This is a genomic window from Streptococcus sp. HMSC073A12, assembly GCF_001812815.1.
Lineage (GTDB): Bacteria > Bacillota > Bacilli > Lactobacillales > Streptococcaceae > Streptococcus > Streptococcus vaginalis.
Window position 1 is genome coordinate 44,757 of record NZ_KV810554.1, and the last position, 24,499, is coordinate 69,255.

Below are 24,499 nucleotides of genomic sequence, written 5' to 3' on the forward strand. Positions count from 1 at the left end.
GCAGTTCATCTGCTAACGCTTGCCACTATAAGGCGGTCGAGCTAGGCGGCTTACTAGCTCGAAAACAAAGAAAAAATCGTCTTTGTCTTTTCCCGTCGTAACGATGAGATGGGAGTGCCTCAGGAAAATCCTAAGACCTCCTTTGTCACATCTTGGAAAGAACGATTGCGGATTATATTTTAGTGCTTGCTCAATCTTACTTGTAGCCGATTTGTAACAGATAAATTCAGGGGTTGATAAACCAACCTCTGTTTTTGGATAATGGAAACTTAGAATTGAACCTGCCCTAAAAAAGTTCGTTCTGTTAAATTAAAACGAAAGGAAAGTGTTCGTAACTGAACACGGGCTACGGACTGTGCCAAAAAGATAGTTTTTCCTAGAATCTCTGGCTTCTTCGTCAAAACTCCTATTTTGGCTGTGCCCACTTAACGCCCTTTGTATCTTATATTATGAATAATACAGAATTTTACGACCGTTTAGGCGTTTCAAAAAACGCATCTCAGGATGAGATTAAGAAAGCCTATCGGAAATTATCAAAAAAATATCATCCAGACATCAATAAAGAACCGGGTGCTGAAGAGAAATACAAAGAAGTCCAAGAGGCTTATGAAACCTTGAGTGATGAGCAAAAACGGGCAGCCTATGATCAATATGGTGCTGCGGGTGCTAATGGAGGCTTCGGCGGTGGAGCTGGCGGTTTTGGTGGCTTTGACGGTTCTAGCTTTGGTGGCTTTGAAGATATTTTCTCTAGCTTCTTTGGTGGAGGTGGTGCAAGTCGCAATCCCAACGCACCTCGTCAAGGGGATGATCTGCAATATCGGGTCAACCTTAAGTTTGAAGAAGCGATTTTTGGTACAGATAAAGAAATTAAATACAATCGTGAGGCGACTTGCCATACTTGTCACGGTTCGGGTGCGAAACCAGGAACTAGCCCAATAACTTGTAGTCGTTGTCACGGATCTGGTGTCATCAATGTGGACACGCAAACTCCACTTGGCATGATGCGTCGTCAAGTCACTTGTGATGTCTGCCATGGGCGCGGACAAGAAATCAAAGACCCTTGTCAAACCTGCAATGGGACAGGGCATGAAAAACAAGCCCATAGTGTTCATGTGAAAATCCCTGCAGGTGTTGAAACTGGTCAACAAGTTCGTTTGTCTGGTCAAGGTGAGGCTGGTTTCAATGGTGGACCGTACGGAGATCTATATGTTGTCGTTCAGGTGGAGTCAAGTGATAAATTTGAGCGAGATGGCTCTACCATTTATTACAAACTGAACCTCAACTTTGTTCAAGCAGCCTTAGGTGATAGCGTTGAAATTCCGACTGTTCACGGAGATGTGGAATTAACCATTCCAGAAGGAACGCAAACAGGCAAACGATTCCGTCTTCGTGGAAAAGGAGCGCCAAGTCTTCGTGGTGGTAGCATGGGAGACCAATATGTCACGGTCAACGTTGTGACACCGACAGGACTTAATGACAAACAAAAAGCAGCATTGAAAGATTTTGCTGCTGCTGGAAATATAACCGTTACTCCTAAAAAGAAAGGCTTCTTTGATAAAATGAAAGATGCCTTTGAAGGAGAATAAAATAAATGGGGATCAGTTTTTCTGTTCTCCATTTTTTGTAATGATATGCTGTATTCCCATATCTAATCCTTTTAAAATCTGTGGAATGAAGGTTGGAAATACCCTGTGGTTTTCTAATTCTTGAATAGGAATCCAGTGAACTGTTTCGTCCTCTATTTGACTTTGGAATTGTTTTCCTTTTGGTTTCATAAGATAGTATAGGCAAATTTCATGGCAATCTAACCCTCTTAAGACACCGTTTGAATTTGAAAAGAAATTTTCGTGAAAGCAGACCAAGCGGTCAATTTCATATTGCTGTCCAGTTTCTTCTATAACCTCTCGAAGAACAGCTTCTTCGGTTGTTTCGCCAAATTGAACAGCTCCACCAACGGAGTAATGATAGTCTTCGGAAGGACTGCTCATGAAGCAAATAGCTCCCTCTTCAATAATGATAGCGGCTGCTCGATAGCGAAAGCGTTGATGCCCGTTTGTGTAACTAATATCTTCTGCCATTTGGCTCCTCCTTAGCTAATTAAGTGTATAGTCTTTTGTCAGTCTTGTCAAGCCCAATCTGTACCCAGACAGTTTTGTTTTTACAGTCTTGCGAGGGGCTTTTTTTCTTGTTACAATAAACACATGACACGATATAAAGCGATTATTTCTTATGACGGTCATGATTTTGCTGGTTTTCAGCGGCAACCTCATGCTCGCAGCGTCCAAGAAGAGATTGAAAAGACTTTAACTAAAATCAATAGAGGAAAGCCTGTCATCGTTCATGGAGCTGGACGCACAGACAGTGGCGTTCATGCTTTGGGGCAGGTAATTCATTTTAATTTACCACAAAAAAGGGATGAAGAAAAACTACGTTTCGCACTTGATACGCAGACACCAGAAGACATTGATTTTATTAGCGTAGAAGAGGTGAATGAAGATTTTCATTCAAGATATTGTAAACACAGCAAGACCTATGAATTTATAGTGGATATTGGGCGTCCTAAAAATCCTATGATGCGCCATTATGCAACCCATTTTCCTTATCTTTTGGACATTTCTTTAATGAAAAATGCTATTGCAAAGCTCGAAGGAACTCACGATTTTACGGGTTTCACAGCTTCAGGGACTAGTGTGGAAAATAAAGTTCGGACGATTACAGAAGCACGCTTAGACTTTGATGAGAAACGTAATTTTCTGATTTTTACTTTTTCTGGCAATGGATTTTTATATAAGCAAATCCGCAATATGGTCGGGACATTGCTGAAGATTGGCAACGGACGAATGCCAGTTGAGCAGATTGATAGAATTTTAACAGAGAAAAATCGTCATTTGGCTGGACCAACAGCAGCACCAAACGGACTTTATCTAAAGGAGATACGATATGAAGAATAACTTTATTTTAGCTATATCAGGAAATGATATTTTTAGTGGTGGCGGACTGCATGCTGATTTAGCAACCTACACGGTCAACCAACTGCATGGTTTTGTGGCGGTGACTTGCTTGACCGCTATGACAGAGCAAGGTTTTGAGGTTGTTCCTGTAGACACGACCGTCTTTGCTCAGCAGCTCAATTCTCTCAAGGATGTACCTTTCTCAGCTATTAAATTGGGGCTTTTGCCCAATGTAGAAGTGGCAGATTTGGCTTTAGATTTTGTGAAAGCTCATGCAGAGACTCCTGTTGTGTTAGACCCTGTCTTAGTTTGCAAGGAAACCCATGATGTGGAGGTTTCGGCACTTCGAGATGAACTGATTAAATTTTTTCCTTACGTAAGCATCGTCACGCCCAACTTACCAGAAGCCGAACTGTTAGTTCAAAAAGAGTTGCAAACATTGGAGGATGTCAAAGAAGCGGCTAAACTTCTCCATTCCTTGGGTGCTAAATCCGTTGTTATCAAAGGAGGAAATCGCTTAGATGCTCAAAAAGCGATAGATGTTTTTTATGACGGCGAACAATTTCAAATTTTGGAATCACCTGTTTTAGAAAACAATAACACGGGTGCTGGCTGCACCTTTGCTTCTAGCATTGCCAGTCAGCTATTACTAGGAAAATCAACTTTTGAAGCTGTTCAAATTTCCAAAAAATTTGTTTATCAAGCTATCCAACATTCAGATCAATATGGGGTTGTTCAATATGAAAAAAAATCAGACATATAAACTTGTTCTTTTGTCCATGATTGCTGCATTGACAGTTGTTTTGGGCTATTATTTGAAAATTCCAACACCAACGGGGATTTTAACTTTCCTTGATGCAGGAATTTTCTTTACCGCCTTTTATTTTGGTAGAAAAGAAGGAGCAATTGTTGGTGGTTTAGCCGGATTTCTTATTGATTTGATTTCGGGTTATCCTCAGTGGATGTTTTTCAGCCTGATTTTTCATGGTCTACAAGGCTATTTTGCAGGTTTTAAAGAAAAAAGTCGCTATCTTGGTTTAGTATTGGCGACGCTTGTTATGGTAGGAGGTTATGCTCTCGCTTCCACGATTATGCATGGTTGGGGAGCAGCTTTTCCAGAAATATTTCCTAACTTTTGCCAAAATACCTTAGGAATGATTGCCGGAGCTATTTTGAATAAATTGTTGGCAGATGTTTTGAAAAAATAAAGTAAATAAGGGGCGTTGTGCCCTTTTTACTTTTAAGAATTTCAGTTTGTAAAAGCGATAAAAATCATTTATAATACAATTAAAACGAGGTGAAATCATGGATTTACAAGAATTGAAAATACAAACACAAATCATTTTAACAGATGTTTTAGAAAAATCAGCTCTTTCTTCCGGTGATATTTTTGTACTGGGCTTGTCTTCCAGTGAGGTGATTGGAGGGCATATTGGAAAAAATTCCAGTCAAGAAGTGGGAGAAGTTATTGTCAAAACTATGTTGGATACGTTGTCAGTTCGCGGAATTTACTTGGCGGTTCAGGGCTGTGAACATGTGAATCGCGCTTTGGTCGTGGAGAAAGAATTGGCGCAAAAACAAAACCTGGAAATTGTCAATGTCTTGCCAACTCTTCATGCTGGTGGAAGTGGTCAATTAGCAGCTTTTAAATATATGAGCAACCCAGTTGAAGTGGAATTTATTACGGCTCAAGCGGGGCTAGATATCGGAGATACAGCGATTGGTATGCATATCAAACATGTCCAAATCCCAGTTCGACCAATTTTGAGAGAATTAGGAGAAGCGCATGTGACTGCTCTTGCCAGTCGCCCTAAGCTAATCGGTGGAGTACGTGCTGCTTACCAAAAGGATAAAATTCGGAAAGCATAAAGAGAAAAATAAACAAGTTGATGGAAAATCATTAAATTTTCATTAGAAAATTTGTGAATTAACGTGTATTTATGGTATAATTGATTGTATTCAATAAATTTTAAGGAGAAATGACAGAATGTCTGTATCATTTGAAAACAAAGAAACAAATCGCGGAGTTTTGACATTTACAATCAGTCAAGAACAAATCAAGCCAGAATTGGATCGCGTGTTTAACTCAGTTAAGAAAACTCTGAATGTACCAGGTTTCCGTAAAGGTCATCTTCCTCGTCTGGTGTTTAACCAAAAATTTGGGGAAGAAGCTCTTTACCAAGACACACTGAACGCCCTTCTCCCAGCTGCTTATGAAGCTGCTGTTAAAGAAGCAGAAATTGAAGTTGTTGCTCAACCACAATTTGATGTGGCGTCTATGGAAAAAGGTCAAGATTGGACTATTACCGCTGAAGTGGTTACAAAACCTGAAGTAAAATTAGGTGAATATAAAAATCTAGAAGTGTCTGTTGATGTCTCTAAAGAAGTATCTGACGCAGATGTAGACGCAAAAATTGAACGCGAACGCAACAATTTAGCAGAGCTAGTATTGAAAGAAGACAAGGCTGCTAATGGCGACACAGTTGTGATTGACTTTGTTGGAACAGTTGACGGCGTTGAATTTGACGGCGGTAAAGGAGATAACTTCTCACTTGAACTCGGAAGCGGTCAATTCATTCCGGGTTTTGAGGATCAATTGGTTGGACATGCTGCTGGTGAAACAGTAGAAGTAAACGTGACATTCCCAGAAGACTATCAAGCAACAGACCTTGCAGGTAAAGATGCTAAGTTTGTTACAACCATTCATGAAGTCAAAGAAAAAGAAGTTCCAGAACTAGATGATGAACTAGCGAAAGACATTGATGAAGATGTTGAGACACTTGACGAATTAAAAGAAAAATACCGCAAAGAATTAGCTGAATCAAAAGAAATTGCTTTTGATGACGCAGTCGAATCTGCAGCGCTTGATCTTGCAGTAGAAAATGCAGAAATCGTTGAGTTGCCAGAAGAAATGGTTCACGAAGAAGTTCACCGCTCTGTAAATGAATTCCTTGGAAACATGCAACGTCAAGGTATTTCACCAGATATGTATTTCCAAATTACTGGTACAACGCAAGAAGATCTTCACAAGCAACATGAAGCTGATGCTGAAAAACGTACTAAGACAAACCTTGTGATTGAAGCTGTTGCGAAAGCAGAAGGATTTGAAGCAAGTGATGAAGATATTGAAGCAGAAATTGCTTCTCTTGCCGCTGATTACAATATGGAAGTAGAACGCGTTCGTCAACTTCTTTCAGCAGATATGTTGAAACATGATATTGTGATTAAAAAAGCCGTTGAATTGATTACAAGTACTGCAAAAGTAAAATAATCGAGCGATAACATAAGGCAAGTTCAGTCAGAGAATTGGCTGAATTGCCTTTTTGCTTCTTTTTATATAAAAGCGGAAGTCATTTTGGTAAAAATGGTGATTTTCTTGAATAGAAGATAAAATTCTTTTGACGAAAGAAGATTTTTATCGTACAATAAAAAGTAGCGAAAAATTCAATAAATTAAATATTTGAGAGCTAACAGGGCAGAAGCCCTCAGACTTAAAAGGAGATCGACTTTGGAATTAGAAGTATTTGCTGGACAAGAAAAAAGTGAACTTTCTATGATTGAAGTAGCGCGTGCTATCTTAGAAACGCGTGGTCGTCATCATGAAATGTATTTTAATGATCTTGTCAATGAAATTCAAAATTACCTTGAAAAATCAAATAGTGATATTCGTGAAGCCTTGCCACTTTTTTATACAGAGCTAAATGTAGACGGCAGTTTCATTCCTCTTGGAGATAACAAATGGGGCTTGCGTTCATGGTATGCGATTGACGAGGTGGATGAAGAAATTATCACACTTGAAGAAGATGATGAAGAAACTCCGAAGAAACGGAAGAAGAAACGTGTGAACGCCTTTATGGACGGAGATGAAGATGCCATTGATTACAATGACGATGATCCAGAAGATGAAGACTCATACGAAGCAGACCCTGCCCTTAATTATGACGAGGACAATCCGGACGACGAGAAGAGTGAAGTTGAAGCGTATGATGCTGAAATCAATGAAATTGCACCTGATGATTTAGGTGAAGAAGTCGAACTCAATGAAGAGGACGAAGATTATTCTGACGATGAAGTAGATGGAGAAGATGAAGAATAGTCAAATTTAATGATATATTCTTATTTTCTTATTTGACAAAAGTTTTATTCTGCGATATTATAATATTGGGCACTTCTTTTAAGAAGTCGAAGCTCCCTAGCTCTAGGGAGCTATTTTTGTTTTGCTATTCATGAACACGTCTTAAAAAGCAATGGACGTTGTATTTTAGATAAGGAGTATTTATGGCAACAAAATATATTTTTGTTACAGGTGGTGTAGTTAGTTCAATCGGTAAAGGGATTGTGGCAGCAAGTCTTGGTCGTCTTTTGAAAAATCGTGGTCTTAAGGTAACCATTCAAAAGTTTGACCCCTATATCAATATTGACCCAGGAACGATGAGTCCTTACCAACACGGGGAAGTGTTCGTGACAGACGATGGCGCAGAAACAGACTTAGATCTAGGACACTATGAACGTTTTATTGACATTAACCTAAATAAATATTCAAATGTCACAACTGGTAAGATTTATAGTGAAGTTCTTCGAAAAGAGCGTAAAGGTGAGTACCTTGGAGCAACAGTTCAAGTCATTCCACACATTACAGATGCTTTGAAAGAAAAGATTAAACGCGCTGCAACGACAACCGACTCTGATGTGATTATCACAGAAGTAGGAGGAACTGTTGGAGATATTGAAAGTTTGCCATTCTTAGAAGCACTTCGTCAAATGAAGGCAGATGTTGGTGCAGATAATGTGATGTATATCCACACGACATTGCTTCCTTATCTGAAAGCTGCTGGGGAAATGAAAACGAAGCCCACTCAGCATTCTGTAAAAGAATTGCGTGGTCTTGGAATTCAACCGAACATGCTTGTTATTCGTACTGAAAAACCGGCTGGCCAAAATATTAAGAACAAATTGGCACAATTTTGTGATGTAGCACCAGAAGCAGTGATTGAGTCGCTAGATGTGGAACATTTGTATCAAATTCCGCTGAATTTGCAAGCACAAAACATGGACCAAATCGTTTGTGATCACTTGAAGTTGGACGTGCCAGAAGCAGATATGACAGATTGGTCTGCTATGGTTGATAAAGTCATGAACTTGAAGAAACAAGTAAAAATTGCGCTTGTTGGGAAATATGTGGAGTTGCCAGATGCGTATATCTCTGTTGTAGAAGCTCTCAAGCACTCTGGTTATGCCAATGATGCAGAAATCAAGCTGAATTGGGTCAATGCAAATGATGTCACAACTGAAAATGTCACCGAATTGTTGAAAGATGCAGACGGTATTATTGTGCCGGGGGGATTTGGTCATCGCGGAACCGAAGGAAAGATTGCGACCATTCAATATGCGCGTGAAAATGATGTGCCAATGCTTGGAATTTGCCTTGGTATGCAGTTGACTTGTGTTGAGTTTGCTCGCCATGTGCTAGGATTTGAAGATGCTAATTCTTCAGAATTAAATCCTGATACGAAGCATCCTGTTATTGATTTGATGCGTGATCAGATTGATGTAGAAGATATGGGAGGAACGCTTCGCTTAGGACTTTATCCGTCTAAGTTGAAACGTGGTTCCAAAGCCGCTGCAGCTTATGATAATCAAGAAGTTGTTCAGCGTCGTCACCGCCACCGTTACGAATTTAACAATGAATTCCGTCAACAATTTGAAGACGCAGGATTTGTCTTCTCAGGAGTTTCACCTGATAATCGTCTGGTAGAAATTGTTGAAATTCCAGAAAATCAATTCTTTGTGGCTTGTCAATATCACCCAGAATTATCCAGCCGCCCTAATCGTCCAGAAGGACTTTACACAGCTTTTGTTACAGCTGCGGTTGAAAATAGTGAGAAATAAGATTGGAAGCAATTCCAGTCTTTTTAGCATTTCTCATAGGAGAAAAATTTGTCAATATGAATGAAAGACAGCATTTTAAAACTAAAGTAAGAAATTTTCTCCTAAAAATGATACAATTTGAATAGTTGATGAGCTCAATAAATAATGAAACGGAGGTGGATCATGATGAAGTTTATACTGAATGAAAGTCTCGCAATGCTTGGGATTAAAAATGTGGTTATTGGCATCGCTAAAAATGTAGATCCACATGCACCTTTACCTGCTTCATTTTTGAAAAAGCAAAAAGAGATGGAAAAGTGGGCATTGAATTGCGATATAGATGAGGTGTCTGATACTCCAGTTATTCAAGGCTACAAGGATTTGTTGCAAAGTGTCGGACGTAGTGTCAAGAAGAATCCTCCTACCGTTTTGGCGCTTATTCGGAATATTCGACATCGTGGATCCATCCCGAATATTAATAGTATTATTGATATTTATAATGTTGAATCTTTACATTCTTTATTAGCCATCGGTGGGCATGATTTGGATAAAATAGAGGAGCAGATAGAGTTTACTGTTAGCCAAAATGAAGACGTTTTTCTGCCGATTTTATCTACGAAAAAACATGTTTCTCCCACGGATTACATCTATCGTGACAAAAAAGGTATTCTAGCGTGGTTGGACGTTCGTGATGGAGAACATTATAAATTTGATGATGAGACAAAGAATGCCATTTTTATCATTCAAGGAAATGCTCATACATCTGTTGAAATGCGTTTAGAAGCACTGAAGCGCATTGAGAACGATTTAGCAGAATGTATGCCGAATCTGGATTTTGAAACGTATGTCATTCACCCAGAGGGGAAATAACCTAAAAAGCAATGTATCCATCAATAGGATACGAGAAGTGAGTCCGTTGTTTGAAAGCATTTCGGCTCACAACAACGTTTTTTGTTGAAAGATTTGTTTGAAAATTCTTTACTTTTTATGAAGATATAGTATAATATAGAATATATCATACTTTTCGGAGGTAACTATGAAAAAAAGTAAAATCATCGCAGTTGCGGGGCTTGCTCTTTTAACGTCTGGTCTTTTAGCTGCTTGCTCGGGTTCAAAATCGAACTCCACAGAAAAAAAGTTTGGTTATGTATATGCTGGTGATCCAGAAACTTTGGATTATGTAACATCAGGAAAAGCAACCACTAGCGATCTTGTGACAAATGGAGTTGACGGATTGTTAGAAAATGACAAATATGGAAATCTTGTACCATCAATGGCTAAGTCATGGACTGTATCAAAAGATGGTTTAACCTATACTTATAAACTTCGTAAGGATGCCAAATGGTACACATCAGAAGGCGAAGAATATGCAGAAGTTAAGGCGCAAGACTTTGTAACTGGTTTGAAACATGCTGCTGATAAGAAATCAGAAGCTCTTTATCTTGTTCAAAACTCAATTAAAGGTTTGGATGCTTATGTAAATGGTCAAACAAAAGACTTTTCAACTGTAGGCGTGAAAGCTGTCGATGATTATACTGTTCAGTATACATTGAACCAACCAGAACCTTACTGGAATTCAAAAACAACGTCAGCTATTCTTTGGCCAGTCAATGCAGAATTTTTGAAATCTAAGGGAGATAAATTCGGTCAATCAACGAATCCTAGTTCCATTCTTTACAATGGTCCATTCCTTATGAAAGCTATTACAGCTAAGTCTGCAGTAGAATATGTTAAAAACAACAATTATTGGGATAAGGATAATGTAAACGTTGATAGCATCAAGTTGGCTTATTATGATGGTCAAGACCAAGACTCATTAGCACGTAACTTTAAAGATGGCGCTTATACGTATGCACGTCTCTTCCCAGCAAGTTCAAACTTTGCAACTTTTGAAAAGGACTTCAAAGACAATATCTATACATCAGAAGCAGGTGCAGGAACAGCGGTTTTAGGACTTAATATTGACCGTCAAACATACAACCACACTGCTAAAAAAACAGATGAACAAAAAAATTCAACGAAAAAAGCATTGTTGAACAAAGACTTCCGCCAAGCTTTGAACTTTGCACTTGATCGCGATTCTTACGCTGCACAAGTCAATGGTAAAGATGGCGCTGCTAAAGCAATCCGCAATATGTTTGTACCGTCTGACTTTGTCCAAGTTGGAGAAAAATCATTTAGCGATGTTGTAGAAGAAAAATTAGCTAGCTATGGTGATGACTGGAAGGGTGTCAAATTAGCAGATTCACAAAACGGTTTGTACAATCCAGACAAAGCAAAAGCGAAATTTGCAAAAGCAAAAGGAGCATTGCAAGCTCAAGGTGTGCAATTCCCAATCCACATAGATGTTCCTGTAATTGAAACTTCTAAAAACTTTGTTGCTCGTATACAATCTATGAAACAATCTATTGAAAAAGTGCTTGGCAAAGAAAATGTTGTCATGGACTTGAATATGATGTCAGAAGATGATGTAATGAACATCACTTATTATGCTCCGAATGCAGCTAGCGAAGATTGGGATCTCTCAGGTATCGTTGGTTGGACTCCTGACTATCAAGACCCATCTACTTATCTTGACATTTTGAAATCAACATCTTCTGATAATACGAAAACTTGGTTTGGATTTGACTCTGGTAGTGAAAATGCTGGTGCTAAAGCAGTTGGCTTGGACGAATATAATAAATTAGTCGATGAAGCAGGTGCAGAAACAACAGACATTGCAAAACGTTATGAAAAATATGCAGCAGCACAAGCTTGGTTGACAGATAGCTCTTTGATTTTACCAACAATGGCTTCAACGGGTGCCGCAACATTTGTTTCACGTATCGAACCATTCTCAGGTCCATTTGCGCAAACAGGTAGCAAAGGTAGCTCAACCTACTTCAAATACATTAAAGTTGGTAACGATGCTGTCACTAAGAAAGACTATGAAGCAGCTAAGAAGAAATGGCAAAAAGAAAAAGCTGAGTCTAATAAAAAAGCTCAAGATAAATTAGCTGATCATGTAAAATAATACAACCTATAAAAGCAGGTAAAACTCACTAAAAGGTGAGGAAAACCTGCTTTTTTCTATCCATGAAATTGTAAGGTTAATATAATTCCTTTGATACTAGGTTTAAAAAATATGTCATAAAATTTAGAAAATTCTATTTACTTTTTATGTTTTGTGTGCTAGAATGTATAAAAATAATGATTTTGGGAGGAATATTCATGAAGAAAAGTAAAATCATTACCCTTGCAGCGCTAGCCTTGCTTGCAACAGGAGCTCTAGCAGCTTGTTCTGGCTCTAAAACAAGCTCGGGGAACAAAACATTCTCATATATTTATGAGCAAGATCCAGATAACCTGAACTATTTGACAACTGGGAAAGCAGCCACTGCAAATCTTACCAGTAATGCCATTGACGGACTCTTGGAAAATGACCGTTACGGAAATCTAGTTCCTTCTGTAGCGAAGGATTGGACAGTCTCCAAGGACGGCTTGACTTATACTTATACACTTCGTAAGGGTGTGAAATGGTACACATCAGAGGGCGAAGAGTATGCAGAAGTTAAGGCACAAGACTTTGTGACAGGCTTAAAATATGCTGCGGATAATAAATCTGAAGCTATTTACTTGGTGCAAGATTCAATCAAAGGCTTGGATGCTTACATGAAGGGTGAAAATAAAGATTTCTCTTCTGTCGGTATCAAAGCAGTTGATGATTACACGGTTCAATACACGCTTAATCGACCAGAAAGCTTTTGGAATTCTAAAACAACAATGGGCGTTCTAGCACCAGTTAATGCAGAATTTTTGAAATCAAAAGGCAATAAATTTGCACAAGCAACAGACCCATCTAGTCTTCTTTATAATGGTCCATACTTGCTGAAATCTATCACAGCGAAATCATCTGTTGAATTTGCTAAAAATCCAAACTACTGGGATAAGAAGAATGTGCACATTGACAACATCAAGTTGTCCTACTATGATGGTCAAGACCAAGACAAACTTGCTAAAGGATTTAGTGATGGCTCATTTACCAATGCCAAAGTATTTCCAACAAGTCCAAGTTATGCTTCTGTCAGCAAGAAATACAAAAACAACATCGTTTATACTCCGCAAGATGCAACGACTTACCTAGTAGCTACAAACATTGACCGTCAATCTTACAAACATACTTCAAAGACAACAGATGCTCAAAAGACTTCTACTAAGAAAGCTTTGCTAAACAAGGATTTCCGTCAAGCGATTACCTTTGCATTTGACCGCACAGCTTATGCATCACAGGTGAATGGTAAAGACGGTGCGACGAAGATGCTCCGTAATCTCTTTGTACCGCCAACATTTGTTCAAACAGATGACAAGAGCTTTGGAGAATTGGTCAAAGAAAAATTAGTTGGTTATGATGAAAGTTGGAAAGATGTCAACTTAAATGATGCGCAAGATGGTCTTTACAATCCAACTAAAGCTAAAGAAAAATTAGCGAAAGCGAAAGCAGCGCTTCAAGCAGACGGTGTTCAATTCCCAATCCACATTGATATGCCAGTTGACCAAACAGCAACTAATAAAGTTCAACGTGTGCAATCATTGAAACAATCGATTGAAAAAAATCTTGGGAAAGAAAATGTTGTGATTGATATTCAACAAATGTCTAAAGACGACGTGAATAATATCACTTACTTTGCCGAATCCGCAGCTGCAGAAGATTGGGATCTTTCTGATAATGTTGGTTGGAGTCCAGATTTCCAAGACCCATCTACCTATCTTGATGTTATCAAACCTTCAAGCGGTGAAAGCACTAAGACTTATCTAGGATTTGATGCAGGCACGAACAACGCTGCTGCAGCACAAGTTGGTATGAACGAATATGAAAAGTTGTTGAATGAGGCTGAAAAAGAAACCAACAATACGAATGCACGCTATGAAAAATATGCTGCAGCCCAAGCTTGGTTGACTGATAATGCATTGGTCATTCCAACAACAACACTAACGGGTCGCCCAATTCTTTCTCGTACAGTACCATTTAGTAATGCCTTTGCTTGGTCAGGAACCAAGGGAAATAGTGAAACAATTCTCTATAAATACCTTGAAATCCAAGATGAGCCTGTGACTCAAAATCAATACAAGAAGGCCATGGAAAAATGGAATAAAAAGCGCACAGAGTCTAATAAAAAGGCTCAAGAAGAACTTGCAGATCATGTTAAATAATTGAAAAAAATTAGATAAAATTTAACAGAAAAACAAAAAAAGTTCAATTATGATAAAAATATTCTGACAATTGGTTTTACAATTAACCAAAATTGTGATATAATTTTAAACAATCAGTTTAAAAATTGAAGGTATTCTAAAATTGGAAATAGGTATTTGTCGTGACGCGTGGCATTTCTCTATCAGTTCCTTCGGTCTTGGCTGACAGGTTATGTTTAATAACTTAACCATAGTTATTAAAGTGGAATATCTGATGTGACTCATGCTGAATCATTAAAATACAAAAAGAATTAGCAGATCATGTAAAATAAACTTCTCATCAGAACTTTCTCTAACAGGAGGGAAAGTTCTTTTGGGATTTTAAAGGAAACGGTAAATGAAGAAATATATTTTTATGCGTATCTTACGCTCTTTAGTATCTATTTTCATGGTAACAACGCTGACTTACACCATTATCTATACCATGGTGCCTAGGAAGTTGATTTTCAAACAGGACCCAAACTATAACAAAATAGCGACAACTCCTGATAAAAAAGCCAATTACGAAAATACGATTTTTGAGCGTATGGGTTACATTGACTACTATGATACGAAGGAATTGCAAGAAAAAGCTAGTAAAGAGAATTCTTCTGTAACAGTAGAACCTACTAATGCAAATAAAAAAATCTATGAAGCTTACATCAAAAAGCTGGGACGCGGTTGGAAATTGCAGCAATTTAAAGAAAGCAAGCAATTTTATGCAACTCGTGAAGTTCCAGTTTATGAACGCGTTCTTGGTTTCTATGGTAATTTGATTCAAATTGACCATACCGGTGCTGTGAAAGATGCTTCTAATCCGAATTTGAAGCGTTATATTTGCATTGAAAATGATCCTGCCATTGGTTGGTCTGTTGTTGGTTCTGGAACGAGACATAAATATTTATTGTACTTCAATAGTCAGTTTCCATTTATCCATCAAAATTTTGTAAGATTAAATCTAGGAACTTCTTATCCGACCTATGCTAATCTTCCTGTTTTACAGGTTATTTCACAAGGGCAAGGTCAAACGAAGACATCAGAAGTTCAATTTCCAACAGGAAAGAAAACATCATCTGTTAATATTTATACGCGTACATATAAGTCTCCAAAACAAGCCGATGCACGCGATGTTGCTAATTACGGAAAAGATGATCCCTATACGGCGACAGAGAGCAATTATCAATATCCATCTATGATTGTGAGTTCTTCTATTGTTGGGGTGATTGGTTTGGCCTTGTCATACTTAATCGCCGTTCCACTTGGATCTTATATGGCTCGCTTTAAGAATACATTGTTTGATAGTATTTCAACCGGTGCTTTGACTTTCTTAATGTCACTGCCAACTATTGCCTTGGTTTATATCATTCGCTTGATTGGTTCAGCGATTGGTTTGCCTGATTCATTCCCTATTTTGGGAGCAGGTGATTGGCGCTCTTATGTGTTGCCGGCAGTCATTCTTGGACTCTTGAGTGCGCCTTGGACAGCCGTTTGGATTCGTCGTTATATGATTGACTTGCAATCACAAGATTTTGTTCGTTTTGCACGGGCAAAAGGTCTTTCTGAAAAAGAAATTTCAAATAAACATATTTTCAAAAATGCCATGGTGCCACTTGTATCCAGCATTCCAAACTCAGTTATTGGGGTTATTACAGGTGCAACTTTGACTGAAACAGTCTTCGCTTTCCCTGGTATGGGTAAGATGTTGATTGACTCTGTTAAAGCTTCAAACAATTCTATGGTCGTTGGTCTTGTCTTTATCTTTACTTGTCTTTCTATCTTCGCTCTTTTATTGGGTGATATTCTGATGACAGTGCTTGACCCACGTATTAAATTAACATCAAAAGGAGGTAAATAATGGCTACAATTGATAAGACTAAGTTCCAATTTGTCAAACGCGATGATTTTGCCTCTGAAACAATTGATGCTCCAGCCTATTCTTACTGGAAATCAGTTATGCGTCAGTTCCTAAAAAAGAAATCAACAGTTATCATGTTGGGAATTTTGATCGCTATTATTTTGATGAGTTTCATTTATCCGATTTTCTCAGATTTTGACTTTAACGATGTCAGCAAGGTGAATGATTTCGGTGCGCGTTATATTAAACCAAACGGTCAATATTGGTTTGGTACAGATAGCAACGGAAAATCTCTTTTTGACGGAGTATGGTTTGGAGCTCGTAACTCTATCCTCATTTCTGTCATTGCAACCGTGATTAACTTAGTTATTGGTATTGTGATTGGTGGTATCTGGGGAATTTCAAAAACCGTTGACCGTATCATGATGGAAGTGTACAATATCATTTCTAACATCCCATCTCTCTTGATTGTCATTGTCTTGACTTATTCAATTGGTGCTGGTTTCTGGAACTTGATTTTTGCTATGACCATCACAGGTTGGGTTGGGATTGCTTATACAATTCGTATCCAAATCATGCGTTATCGCGACTTGGAATATAACCTTGCCAGCCGAACTTTGGGTACGCCAACACTGAAAATCATTGTGAAAAATATCATGCCACAATTGGTTTCTGTTATTGTGACAACGGCTTCGCAACTGCTTCCAAGTTTCATTTCTTATGAAGCATTTCTATCGTTCTTTGGTTTAGGGCTTCCTGTCACAGTACCAAGTTTGGGACGGTTAATTTCAGATTATTCACAAAACGTGACAACAAATGCGTATCTTTTCTGGATTCCATTGACAACCTTGATTTTGGTTTCTCTTTCATTGTTCGTTGTCGGTCAAAACTTAGCGGACGCTAGTGATCCACGTACACATAGATAGGAGTAAATATGACACAAGAAAAAAATGTAATATTGACTGCTCGCGATATTGTCGTGGAATTTGACGTTCGTGATAAAGTCTTAACAGCCATTCGTGGTGTTTCGCTTGACCTTATCGAAGGTGAGGTTCTTGCACTTGTAGGAGAATCTGGTTCTGGTAAGTCTGTTTTGACAAAGACATTTACAGGAATGTTAGAGGAAAATGGTCGAGTTGCTCAAGGAACGATTGATTACCGTGGACAAGATTTGACAAAATTGAAGTCTAATAAAGATTGGGAACCTATACGCGGTGTTAAAATTGCAACAATCTTCCAAGATCCGATGACGAGTTTGGACCCTATTAACACAATTGGTAGCCAAATTACAGAAGTGATTATCAAGCATCAAAAGAAAACGCCAAAAGAAGCAAAAGAAATGGCTGTTGACTATATGAATAAGGTCGGCATTCCTGATGCTGAAAAGCGTTTTAATGAATACCCATTCCAATATTCAGGAGGAATGCGTCAACGGATTGTTATCGCTATTGCGCTTGCTTGTCGACCTGATATCCTTATCTGTGATGAACCAACGACAGCGCTTGACGTTACGATTCAGGCACAAATCATTGATTTGTTGAAATCTTTGCAACACGAGTATGAATTCACAACTATTTTTATCACCCACGACCTGGGAGTGGTAGCAAGTATTGCAGATAAGGTTGCGGTTATGTATGCTGGTGAAATCGTTGAATACGGAACAGTAGAAGAAGTCTTTTACGATCCACGTCATCCTTACACTTGGAGTTTGTTATCTAGTCTGCCTCAGTTAGCAGATGATAAGGGTGAGTTGTATTCAATTCCTGGAACGCCGCCATCTCTCTATTCACATTTACAAGGAGATGCATTTGCCTTGCGTTCAGATTATGCTATGGAAATTGATTTTGAAGAGAAACCACCTCAAATTTATGTAACGGATACCCACTGGGCAAAAACATGGTTGTTACATGAGAATGCTCCAAAAGTGAATAAGCCAGCTGTTATTGATGATTTACACGAAAAAATTAGCTCAAAAATGGGCTTTGCCCATTTAGACGCCTAGGAGGAAGGAAATGCCTGAAAAATTAGTAGAAGTTAAAGATTTGGAAATTTCCTTCGGTGAGGGAAGCAAGAAATTTGTTGCTGTTAAAAATGCTAATTTCTTTATCAATAAAGGAGAAACGTTTTCACTTGTAGGAGAATCTGGTTCTGGTAAAACGACAATTGGTCGTGCGATTATTGGTTTAAATGATACGAGTCATGGAGAGATTTTCTTTGAAGGGAAAAAAATCAATGGCAAAAAATCAAAAGAAGAAGAGTCAGAAATCATTCGTAAAATTCAAATGATTTTCCAGGATCCTGCTGCTAGTTTGAATGAACGTGCGACAGTTGATTATATCATTTCGGAAGGCTTGTATAATTTCCATTTATTTAAAGATGAAGAAGAACGCAAGAAAAAAGTGAAAGATATTATTCATGAAGTTGGATTGTTATCAGAGCATTTAACACGTTACCCGCATGAATTTTCTGGTGGTCAACGTCAGCGGATTGGGATTGCCCGTGCGCTTGTTATGGAACCAGATTTTGTCATTGCAGATGAGCCGATTTCAGCTTTGGACGTGTCTGTGCGGGCACAAGTTTTAAACCTACTGAAAAAATTCCAAAAAGAATTAGGTTTGACTTATCTCTTTATTGCTCACGATTTATCGGTTGTACGCTTCATTTCAGATCGTATTGCGGTTATTTATAAGGGTGTGATTGTCGAAGTAGCTGAAACAGAAGAACTCTTTAACAATCCAATTCATCCTTATACTCAGTCTTTATTGTCAGCTGTGCCAATTCCAGATCCAATCTTGGAACGGAAGAAAGTGTTGAAAGTCTATGATGCTAATCATCATGATTATTCAACGGATAAGCCAGAAATGGTCGAAATTCGTCCTGGACACTTTGTGTGGGCTAATAAAGCAGAAGTTGAAAAATATAAAAAAGAATTATAACATCATTCTTTGACTTTGAGAGAATTTTAAAAATCACTTTAGAAGTTATCTAGAGTGATTTTTGAATTCATGTTATCTTTTTCTGGACGATTCCATTTTAAACTGTGCTATACTAGTTGTAATAGAAAAGAGGAGTAATGGGATGTATCAATTGATTGCGTTTGATATGGATGGAACACTTTTGACTAGTAAAAAAACAATTGCCAAAAGCAGTGTTGAAGCGATTGGGAGAGCTCAAGATGCTGGTAAACAAGTTGTACTTTCAACAGGACGCTCTTTGTCAGAACTGCTTCCTTATGGATATGATTTGCGCGAGATTCGCTATGATATTCTTGCAAGTGGTGCATTGATTTATGATTTGGAGGCTAAATGCGTTTTAGCTAAGCAAACCTTGCCTGCTATAGCGGTGGATAAGGTGAAAGCGATAGCAGAAGTTCAAGATTTGATGCTGGTTTGTATGATTGACGGTCAAGGCTATCTTCAAAAATCACATTTTGAGAATATTGCTAACTATTATATGGAAATTTATACTGAACTTTATGATAAAACAGCTATCTTGGTGGATAATATTTACGATTTGTTAGCTAAGGAGAGAGCATTTTGACAAAATCAATATTTATCACTTTACGGCAAGGGAGCGAGATCAATCGTATGAAACTTTATTGTCTGAAAAGATAACGATTATAAAAGCTGAAGTAAGTGATCTTAAACTAACAGCGCAAGGAGTTGAAAAGGGGCAGTGTTTAGCTCACCTTGCTCAAAACTTGAATCTTCCTATGGAGCAAATCATTGCTGTTGGGGATGCTGACAATGATGAAAGCATGATTCGCGAAGCAGGTTTTGGTGTTGCTATGGGAAATGCCAATGAGAATATCAAAGGTTTGGCAGATATTATTGTGGCAAATAACGACCACGGTGACTGTGCGCAGGCTATTGATGATGTGCTTCTGGCAGATAAAATATAAGAACAACGAATAAACGCTAACCCCCACTTAAGATTTCTCAATACTTAAGTGGGGGTTTAACTATCTCACAGTATTAAATACTCTTTCCTGAAGAGAGGTGGACGGGAAGAAAGTAGCCGGTTGTCACAACTTCTTCACCAGCAATTTTTCGAAGCAACAAATCTACCAGTAAACAAGCTATATCTTTCAATGGTTGCTGTATAGTGGCTAGTTGGGGATAGTAGTTTTCTACAAAATAAGTTCCGTCGTAACCGATGACTTTTAGATCCTCTGGAATTTTGATTTCCAGTTCTTGAGCGACTTTCATGATTAAAATGGCTGTCAGATCATCTGAAGCAAAAATGGCATCAGGTTTTCTATGTTTTAAAATATTTTTGATTTCCATTTCTTTGCGAATAGGAGAGAAGTCACTTGATACATTGATAATTGGTGCATCAGGTAGAATGGAAGCAAAACCTGCATGGCGGAGACCTGTCGGGGAGTTTGAATTATCATTTCCGGTAATCATAATGATATTTTGGGCACCGGATTTGACCAAGGTTTCTGCAGCCAAGACACCACCAGCATAGTTGTCCGAAGATACAACAGGAATGGAAGGGGATAAGTTGCGGTCAAAAGAGATAATGGGAGCTGTTACACGGTCATAATCAGAGATGCCTAAGTTGTGGCTGCCTGAGATAATGCCATCCACTTGATTGGCTTCTAGCATCTCCAGATACTCTTTTTCCTTACTTGAATTGTGCTCGCTATTGCAGATGATTGTCTTGTAGCCTCTTTTGAATAACTCATGTTCTAATTTGTCAATGAGTTCGGCATAAAAGATGTGACTGATATTTGGGAAAATCAATCCAATCAGTTTAGCGGATTTTCCTTGTAAGCTACGAGCGAGATTATTGGGCTTGTATCCCAACTCGCGCATGGCCTCATTGACTTTTGTAATCGTTTTTTCTGAGAGGTAGCCTTTTTTGTTAATTACACGAGATACAGTGGTTGGGCTGACTCCAGCAATTTTTGCAACATCAGTTAACTTCGCGACCATAATCTAATTCATAGTAAGTTCCAGTTGGATTTCCCTCGCTGATAAAAATACCGTTTTGGTTTTCATGAGGGAAAACGCGACCTGAAAATACTTTTTCTCCTTTGTTAATAAAAATTTCAAAAACTGACTTATCAATGAAGATAGTAGCAGTTGTAGCTTGGTTTTCAATCGTACAACTACGAACAGTACCAAATTCAAGAGCGTATTGCTCACCGGCTTGACTACGGTCAACTGTTACTTGACCATTTTTGATGTCAAAGCAAATGCGTAGACCCTTATGCTCTTGATCTGCAAAAAGGACGATCTCAGCTTGTGAATCAATTGTAAATTCTAGTTCTAATTCATAGCAGTTCTTTGTTTGCGCTTGGTTAGCAAACGTTTGGCTATTATCTGTGCGTAAGGATGTGATAGCTTGAACAGGATATTGATAGAGTTTTCCTTTTTTTAGTGTTAATTCCTTGACAAGCGATAAAATTCCTTGATGATCAAAACGATCAGATGGGTAAGCAATATCCGGCAAACCTAACCAGCTGACTGCTAAGACACGGCCATCTGGAGCATTGAAAGCTTGGGTGGCATAGCAATCAAATCCATAATCTAAATTTTGCGGAGGACTAGGATCGACAATTGCTGTTTCCGCTATGTCAAACGATTGACCTATCTTATACATGTTTGGGAAAATATTGTCGTAAGGAGCAACTTTTTTTGATAAACCTTGAGGGCAGTAGAGCAAAATAGGTGTTTCATCAATAAAGACAAGATTGGGGCATTCCATCATATAAGCTGTATTGTCATTTTCAAAGTCTAAATCGCCGACTTCTTCCCAGTTTATATAGTCGTTTTCAACTGCTTTATAAAACTTGATAAAGCCTTTTTTGTCCAGAGTTTGTCCGCCGACAATGGCATAGCTCTGACCTTTATAATTGAAAATCTGTGGATCTCGAAAGTGATCTGTAGTATCCTTAGGTTGTTCAATCAATACTTTGTTTAGTTTTTGAATATGTCCGTCTTTGTTCAGCAAAGCGCCGATTTGGTAAGGGTGACGAACCCAATTCTCATCACGGACATTTCCAGTATAGAATAGGAAAAGTTTGTCGTCAAACTGCATAGCAGAGCCAGAGTAAGCACCGTGACTGTCTAATGGGGTGTCTGGCAGAACACGAACACCGGTTTCTGTGAAGTGTACGAGGTCATCACTTTCCAGTTGTACCCAAGACTTGAGCCCATGAGTTGCACCAAATGGAAAATTTTGATAGAAGACAATCCATTTTCCGTCAAAATAGGAAAAACCATTTGGGTCATTCAGCAGTCCCGTATCAGGCTCTACGTGGTAGGTAGCACGCCAAGGTGATGTAGCGATTTTATTTTTTATCTGTTGGATTTCGTTTTCAGTCCATTGTTCATAGCGTTTGTAACGTTGTTCAGTAGTCCAAGCCAATCTTTTGTCCTCCGAGATAATTTTCTTACTTATATAGTAAACGTTTTCTCTGAAAAAATCAACTTTTTAATAGAAAAAAATAAAATTTCTGCAAAACGCTTGACATATTTTGAAATCATGTTAAAATAATAGTCGTAGGAGTGATTAAATCGCTTTCATAAATTTTAATTATTTTCAATAAGGAGATGCAAATGGAAAATAAGGACATTGCAAAAGCAGTCATTGAGGCCATTGGCGGACGTGACAATGTAAGTAGTGTTGCTCACTGTGCGACCCGTCTGCGTGTCATGGTTAAAGATGAAGCTAAGATTGATAAAGACAGAGTTGAGAATCTTGAAAAGGTTCAGGGGGCTTTCTTTAACTCAGGTCAATATCAAATTATCTTTGGTACTGGTACAGTGAATAAAATCTATGATGAAGTGGTAGAGCTTGGTTTGCCTACATCTTCAACTGGTGAGCAAAAAGCAGAAGCAGCTAAAAAGGGAAATTGGTTCCAACGTGCCGTCCGTACATTTGGTGACGTATTTGTGCCAATCCTGCCAGCAATCGTAGCAACAGGTCTCTTCATGGGGATTCGTGGCGCGATTAATAACGATACGATTCTTGGGTTATTTGGAACAACTTCAAAAGCCTTTGCTGCGTCAGACTTCTATACTTACACAGTTGTGTTGACAGATACAGCTTTTGCCTTCTTCCCAGCTTTGATTTCTTGGTCAGCTTTCCGTGTATTCGGTGGGAATCCAGTGATCGGTATTGTACTTGGTTTGATGTTGGTAAATACCGCCCTTCCAAATGCTTGGGATGTAGCTTCTGGTGCTGCAAAGCCAATCATGTTCTTTGGTTTCATTCCAGTAGTTGGTTATCAAAACTCAGTATTGCCAGCCTTCTTCATTGGACTACTTGGTGCGAAACTTGAAAAATGGTTGCATAAGAAAATTCCAGATGTGCTTGATTTGCTTGTTGTGCCATTCTTGACCTTCCTTGTGATGTCAGTTCTTGGACTCTTTGTCATTGGGCCAATCTTCCACTCACTTGAAAATGTCATTCTTGCTGCGACAAAAGCTATTCTTGCCTTACCGTTTGGTTTAGCTGGTCTCATCCTTGGTGGTGTGCATCAACTTATCGTGGTAACTGGTGTTCACCATATCTTCAACTTACTAGAAGCACAATTGATTGCAAATGAAGGAAAAGATGCCTTTAATGCGATCATCACAGCTGCTATGACTGCCCAAGCGGGTGCAACTCTTGCAGTTGGTGTAAAAACAAAATCTAAAAAACTAAAAGCTCTTGCCTTCCCGGCTGCTCTCTCTGCAGGTCTTGGAATTACTGAACCAGCTATTTTCGGGGTAAACTTACGTTATGGTAAACCATTTGTACTTGGTCTTGTTGCCGGTGCTGCTGGTGGTTGGTTAGCTTCTATTCTTGGACTTGCTGGTACTGGATTTGGTATTACCATTATCCCAGGTACGCTTCTCTATCTGAATGGTCAAGTTCTTCAATATATCTTTATGGTACTTGTCACTACTGGTCTTGGATTTGGTTTGACTTATGCGTTTGGTTACAAAGATGCTGAAGAAGAAGTGACTGAAGCAAAAGAAGTAGTAGAAGCTAATGAAGCAGCTGCGCCAGTTCTTGCTGATGAAACAATTGTTTCTCCAATCGTTGGTCAAATGTTTGACTTGAAAGATGTCAATGACCCAGTGTTCTCAAGTGGTGCTATGGGACAAGGAATCGCAGTGAAACCTAGTGAAGGTGTTGTGTATGCTCCTGCGGATGCAGAAGTGACAATCGCATTTGCAACTGGTCACGCTTACGGTTTGAAAACGGCAAAAGGTGCTGACATCTTGATTCATGTAGGTATTGACACAGTTTCTATGAACGGTGACGGATTTGATCAAAAAGTTGCTCAAGGTGATAAGGTGAAAGCTGGCGATGTTCTTGGTACATTTGACGCTGCGAAAATTGCAGCTGCTGGTCTTGATGACACAACTATGGTGATTGTTACCAACACAGCTGATTATGCTTCTGTTACTCCTGTTGCAGAGGGTACAGTAGCGAAAGGCGATGCTGTGATTGAGCTAAAAGCCTAACCGTATAATGTGATAAGAGGCTGAGCAAAAGGGTTCAGCTTCTTCACTTTTGGTTAACAAAACACATTAACACAGAGGTTGATTGTTTTCTTTGCTTGCTTCACGTCTCAAAGTTGTAAATCAACTGTGCAGGGGTGGGAAACGAGCTC

General features: G+C 38.7%; 19 protein-coding genes and 1 pseudogene. 17 read left to right on the forward strand and 3 right to left on the reverse strand.

Features of this window, described 5'->3' with window-relative positions; translation table 11 throughout:
- Positions 1 to 449 precede the first annotated feature (449 nt).
- Positions 450 to 1,586 carry a molecular chaperone DnaJ gene (gene dnaJ / locus HMPREF2876_RS07885; RefSeq protein WP_024052711.1) on the forward strand — a complete coding sequence of 379 codons (1,137 nt, stop codon included), beginning with the start codon at positions 450 to 452 and terminating at the stop codon, positions 1,584 to 1,586.
- Between the two features lie 12 nt (positions 1,587 to 1,598).
- Here the strand turns inward: dnaJ and HMPREF2876_RS07890 are convergent, their stop codons facing one another.
- On the reverse strand, positions 1,599 to 2,078 hold the full coding sequence (locus HMPREF2876_RS07890) for an NUDIX hydrolase (protein ID WP_070241968.1): 480 nt from the start codon (positions 2,076 to 2,078) through the stop codon (positions 1,599 to 1,601).
- A gap of 123 nt (positions 2,079 to 2,201) precedes the next feature.
- Between HMPREF2876_RS07890 and truA the strand changes: the two genes are divergently transcribed.
- From truA to HMPREF2876_RS11080, 15 genes and pseudogenes are all read left to right on the forward strand, one after another.
- A complete protein-coding gene (truA, locus tag HMPREF2876_RS07895) occupies positions 2,202 to 2,951 on the forward strand; it encodes a tRNA pseudouridine(38-40) synthase TruA (protein WP_024052709.1) in 750 nt (249 codons plus the stop codon).
- A complete protein-coding gene (locus HMPREF2876_RS07900; protein ID WP_024052708.1) occupies positions 2,941 to 3,714 on the forward strand; it encodes a bifunctional hydroxymethylpyrimidine kinase/phosphomethylpyrimidine kinase in 774 nt (257 codons plus the stop codon). The genes truA and HMPREF2876_RS07900 overlap by 11 nt, the downstream gene beginning before the upstream one ends.
- The gene (locus HMPREF2876_RS07905) at positions 3,692 to 4,159 is read left to right on the forward strand and encodes an ECF transporter S component (RefSeq protein WP_042754123.1); all 468 of its coding nucleotides are present in this window, start codon (positions 3,692 to 3,694) and stop codon (positions 4,157 to 4,159) included. Before HMPREF2876_RS07900 ends, HMPREF2876_RS07905 begins: the two co-directional genes overlap by 23 nt.
- A gap of 97 nt (positions 4,160 to 4,256) precedes the next feature.
- Positions 4,257 to 4,820, forward strand: a complete 564-nt coding sequence (locus tag HMPREF2876_RS07910; protein WP_024052706.1) for a TIGR01440 family protein — start codon at positions 4,257 to 4,259, stop codon at positions 4,818 to 4,820.
- 118 nt (positions 4,821 to 4,938) lie between these two features.
- Entirely contained in the window at positions 4,939 to 6,222 is a 1,284-nt protein-coding gene (tig, locus tag HMPREF2876_RS07915) for a trigger factor (protein ID WP_070241967.1), read from the forward strand.
- A gap of 237 nt (positions 6,223 to 6,459) precedes the next feature.
- Entirely contained in the window at positions 6,460 to 7,047 is a 588-nt protein-coding gene (rpoE, locus tag HMPREF2876_RS07920; RefSeq protein ID WP_003035581.1) for a DNA-directed RNA polymerase subunit delta, read from the forward strand.
- Between the two features lie 182 nt (positions 7,048 to 7,229).
- Positions 7,230 to 8,840, forward strand: a complete 1,611-nt coding sequence (locus tag HMPREF2876_RS07925; RefSeq protein WP_024052704.1) for a CTP synthase — start codon at positions 7,230 to 7,232, stop codon at positions 8,838 to 8,840.
- A 162-nt stretch (positions 8,841 to 9,002) separates the two neighbouring features.
- Positions 9,003 to 9,689 (forward strand): B3/B4 domain-containing protein, encoded by a 687-nt coding sequence (locus HMPREF2876_RS07930; protein ID WP_070241965.1) that lies wholly within the window; start codon positions 9,003 to 9,005, stop codon positions 9,687 to 9,689.
- Between the two features lie 166 nt (positions 9,690 to 9,855).
- Positions 9,856 to 11,832 (forward strand): peptide ABC transporter substrate-binding protein, encoded by a 1,977-nt coding sequence (locus HMPREF2876_RS07935; RefSeq protein ID WP_024052702.1) that lies wholly within the window; start codon positions 9,856 to 9,858, stop codon positions 11,830 to 11,832.
- A gap of 197 nt (positions 11,833 to 12,029) precedes the next feature.
- Positions 12,030 to 14,009 (forward strand): peptide ABC transporter substrate-binding protein, encoded by a 1,980-nt coding sequence (locus HMPREF2876_RS07940; RefSeq protein WP_024052701.1) that lies wholly within the window; start codon positions 12,030 to 12,032, stop codon positions 14,007 to 14,009.
- A 376-nt stretch (positions 14,010 to 14,385) separates the two neighbouring features.
- Positions 14,386 to 15,882 (forward strand): ABC transporter permease, encoded by a 1,497-nt coding sequence (locus tag HMPREF2876_RS07945; RefSeq protein WP_024052700.1) that lies wholly within the window; start codon positions 14,386 to 14,388, stop codon positions 15,880 to 15,882.
- Positions 15,882 to 16,808, forward strand: coding sequence for an oligopeptide ABC transporter permease OppC (gene oppC, locus HMPREF2876_RS07950; protein ID WP_024052699.1), 927 nt, complete (start codon positions 15,882 to 15,884; stop codon positions 16,806 to 16,808). The genes HMPREF2876_RS07945 and oppC overlap by 1 nt, the downstream gene beginning before the upstream one ends.
- A gap of 8 nt (positions 16,809 to 16,816) precedes the next feature.
- Positions 16,817 to 17,884 carry an ABC transporter ATP-binding protein gene (locus HMPREF2876_RS07955; protein ID WP_003026176.1) on the forward strand — a complete coding sequence of 356 codons (1,068 nt, stop codon included), beginning with the start codon at positions 16,817 to 16,819 and terminating at the stop codon, positions 17,882 to 17,884.
- Between the two features lie 10 nt (positions 17,885 to 17,894).
- Positions 17,895 to 18,818, forward strand: coding sequence for an ATP-binding cassette domain-containing protein (locus tag HMPREF2876_RS07960; protein ID WP_024052698.1), 924 nt, complete (start codon positions 17,895 to 17,897; stop codon positions 18,816 to 18,818).
- Positions 18,819 to 18,960: 142 nt separating this feature from the next.
- Positions 18,961 to 19,783: pseudogene (locus tag HMPREF2876_RS11080) on the forward strand (Cof-type HAD-IIB family hydrolase).
- Positions 19,784 to 19,856: 73 nt separating this feature from the next.
- Here HMPREF2876_RS11080 and HMPREF2876_RS07970 read toward each other — a convergent pair.
- Together HMPREF2876_RS07970 and HMPREF2876_RS07975 are read right to left on the reverse strand one after the other, a co-directional pair.
- On the reverse strand, positions 19,857 to 20,822 hold the full coding sequence (locus tag HMPREF2876_RS07970; RefSeq protein WP_003031743.1) for a LacI family DNA-binding transcriptional regulator: 966 nt from the start codon (positions 20,820 to 20,822) through the stop codon (positions 19,857 to 19,859).
- The gene (locus HMPREF2876_RS07975) at positions 20,803 to 22,260 is read right to left on the reverse strand and encodes a sucrose-6-phosphate hydrolase (protein ID WP_024052695.1); all 1,458 of its coding nucleotides are present in this window, start codon (positions 22,258 to 22,260) and stop codon (positions 20,803 to 20,805) included. The genes HMPREF2876_RS07970 and HMPREF2876_RS07975 overlap by 20 nt, the downstream gene beginning before the upstream one ends.
- A 191-nt stretch (positions 22,261 to 22,451) precedes the next feature.
- On the opposite strand from HMPREF2876_RS07975, the gene HMPREF2876_RS07980 reads away from it, so the two are divergent.
- On the forward strand, positions 22,452 to 24,350 hold the full coding sequence (locus tag HMPREF2876_RS07980; protein WP_070584629.1) for a sucrose-specific PTS transporter subunit IIBC: 1,899 nt from the start codon (positions 22,452 to 22,454) through the stop codon (positions 24,348 to 24,350).
- Positions 24,351 to 24,499: the final 149 nt, after the last annotated feature.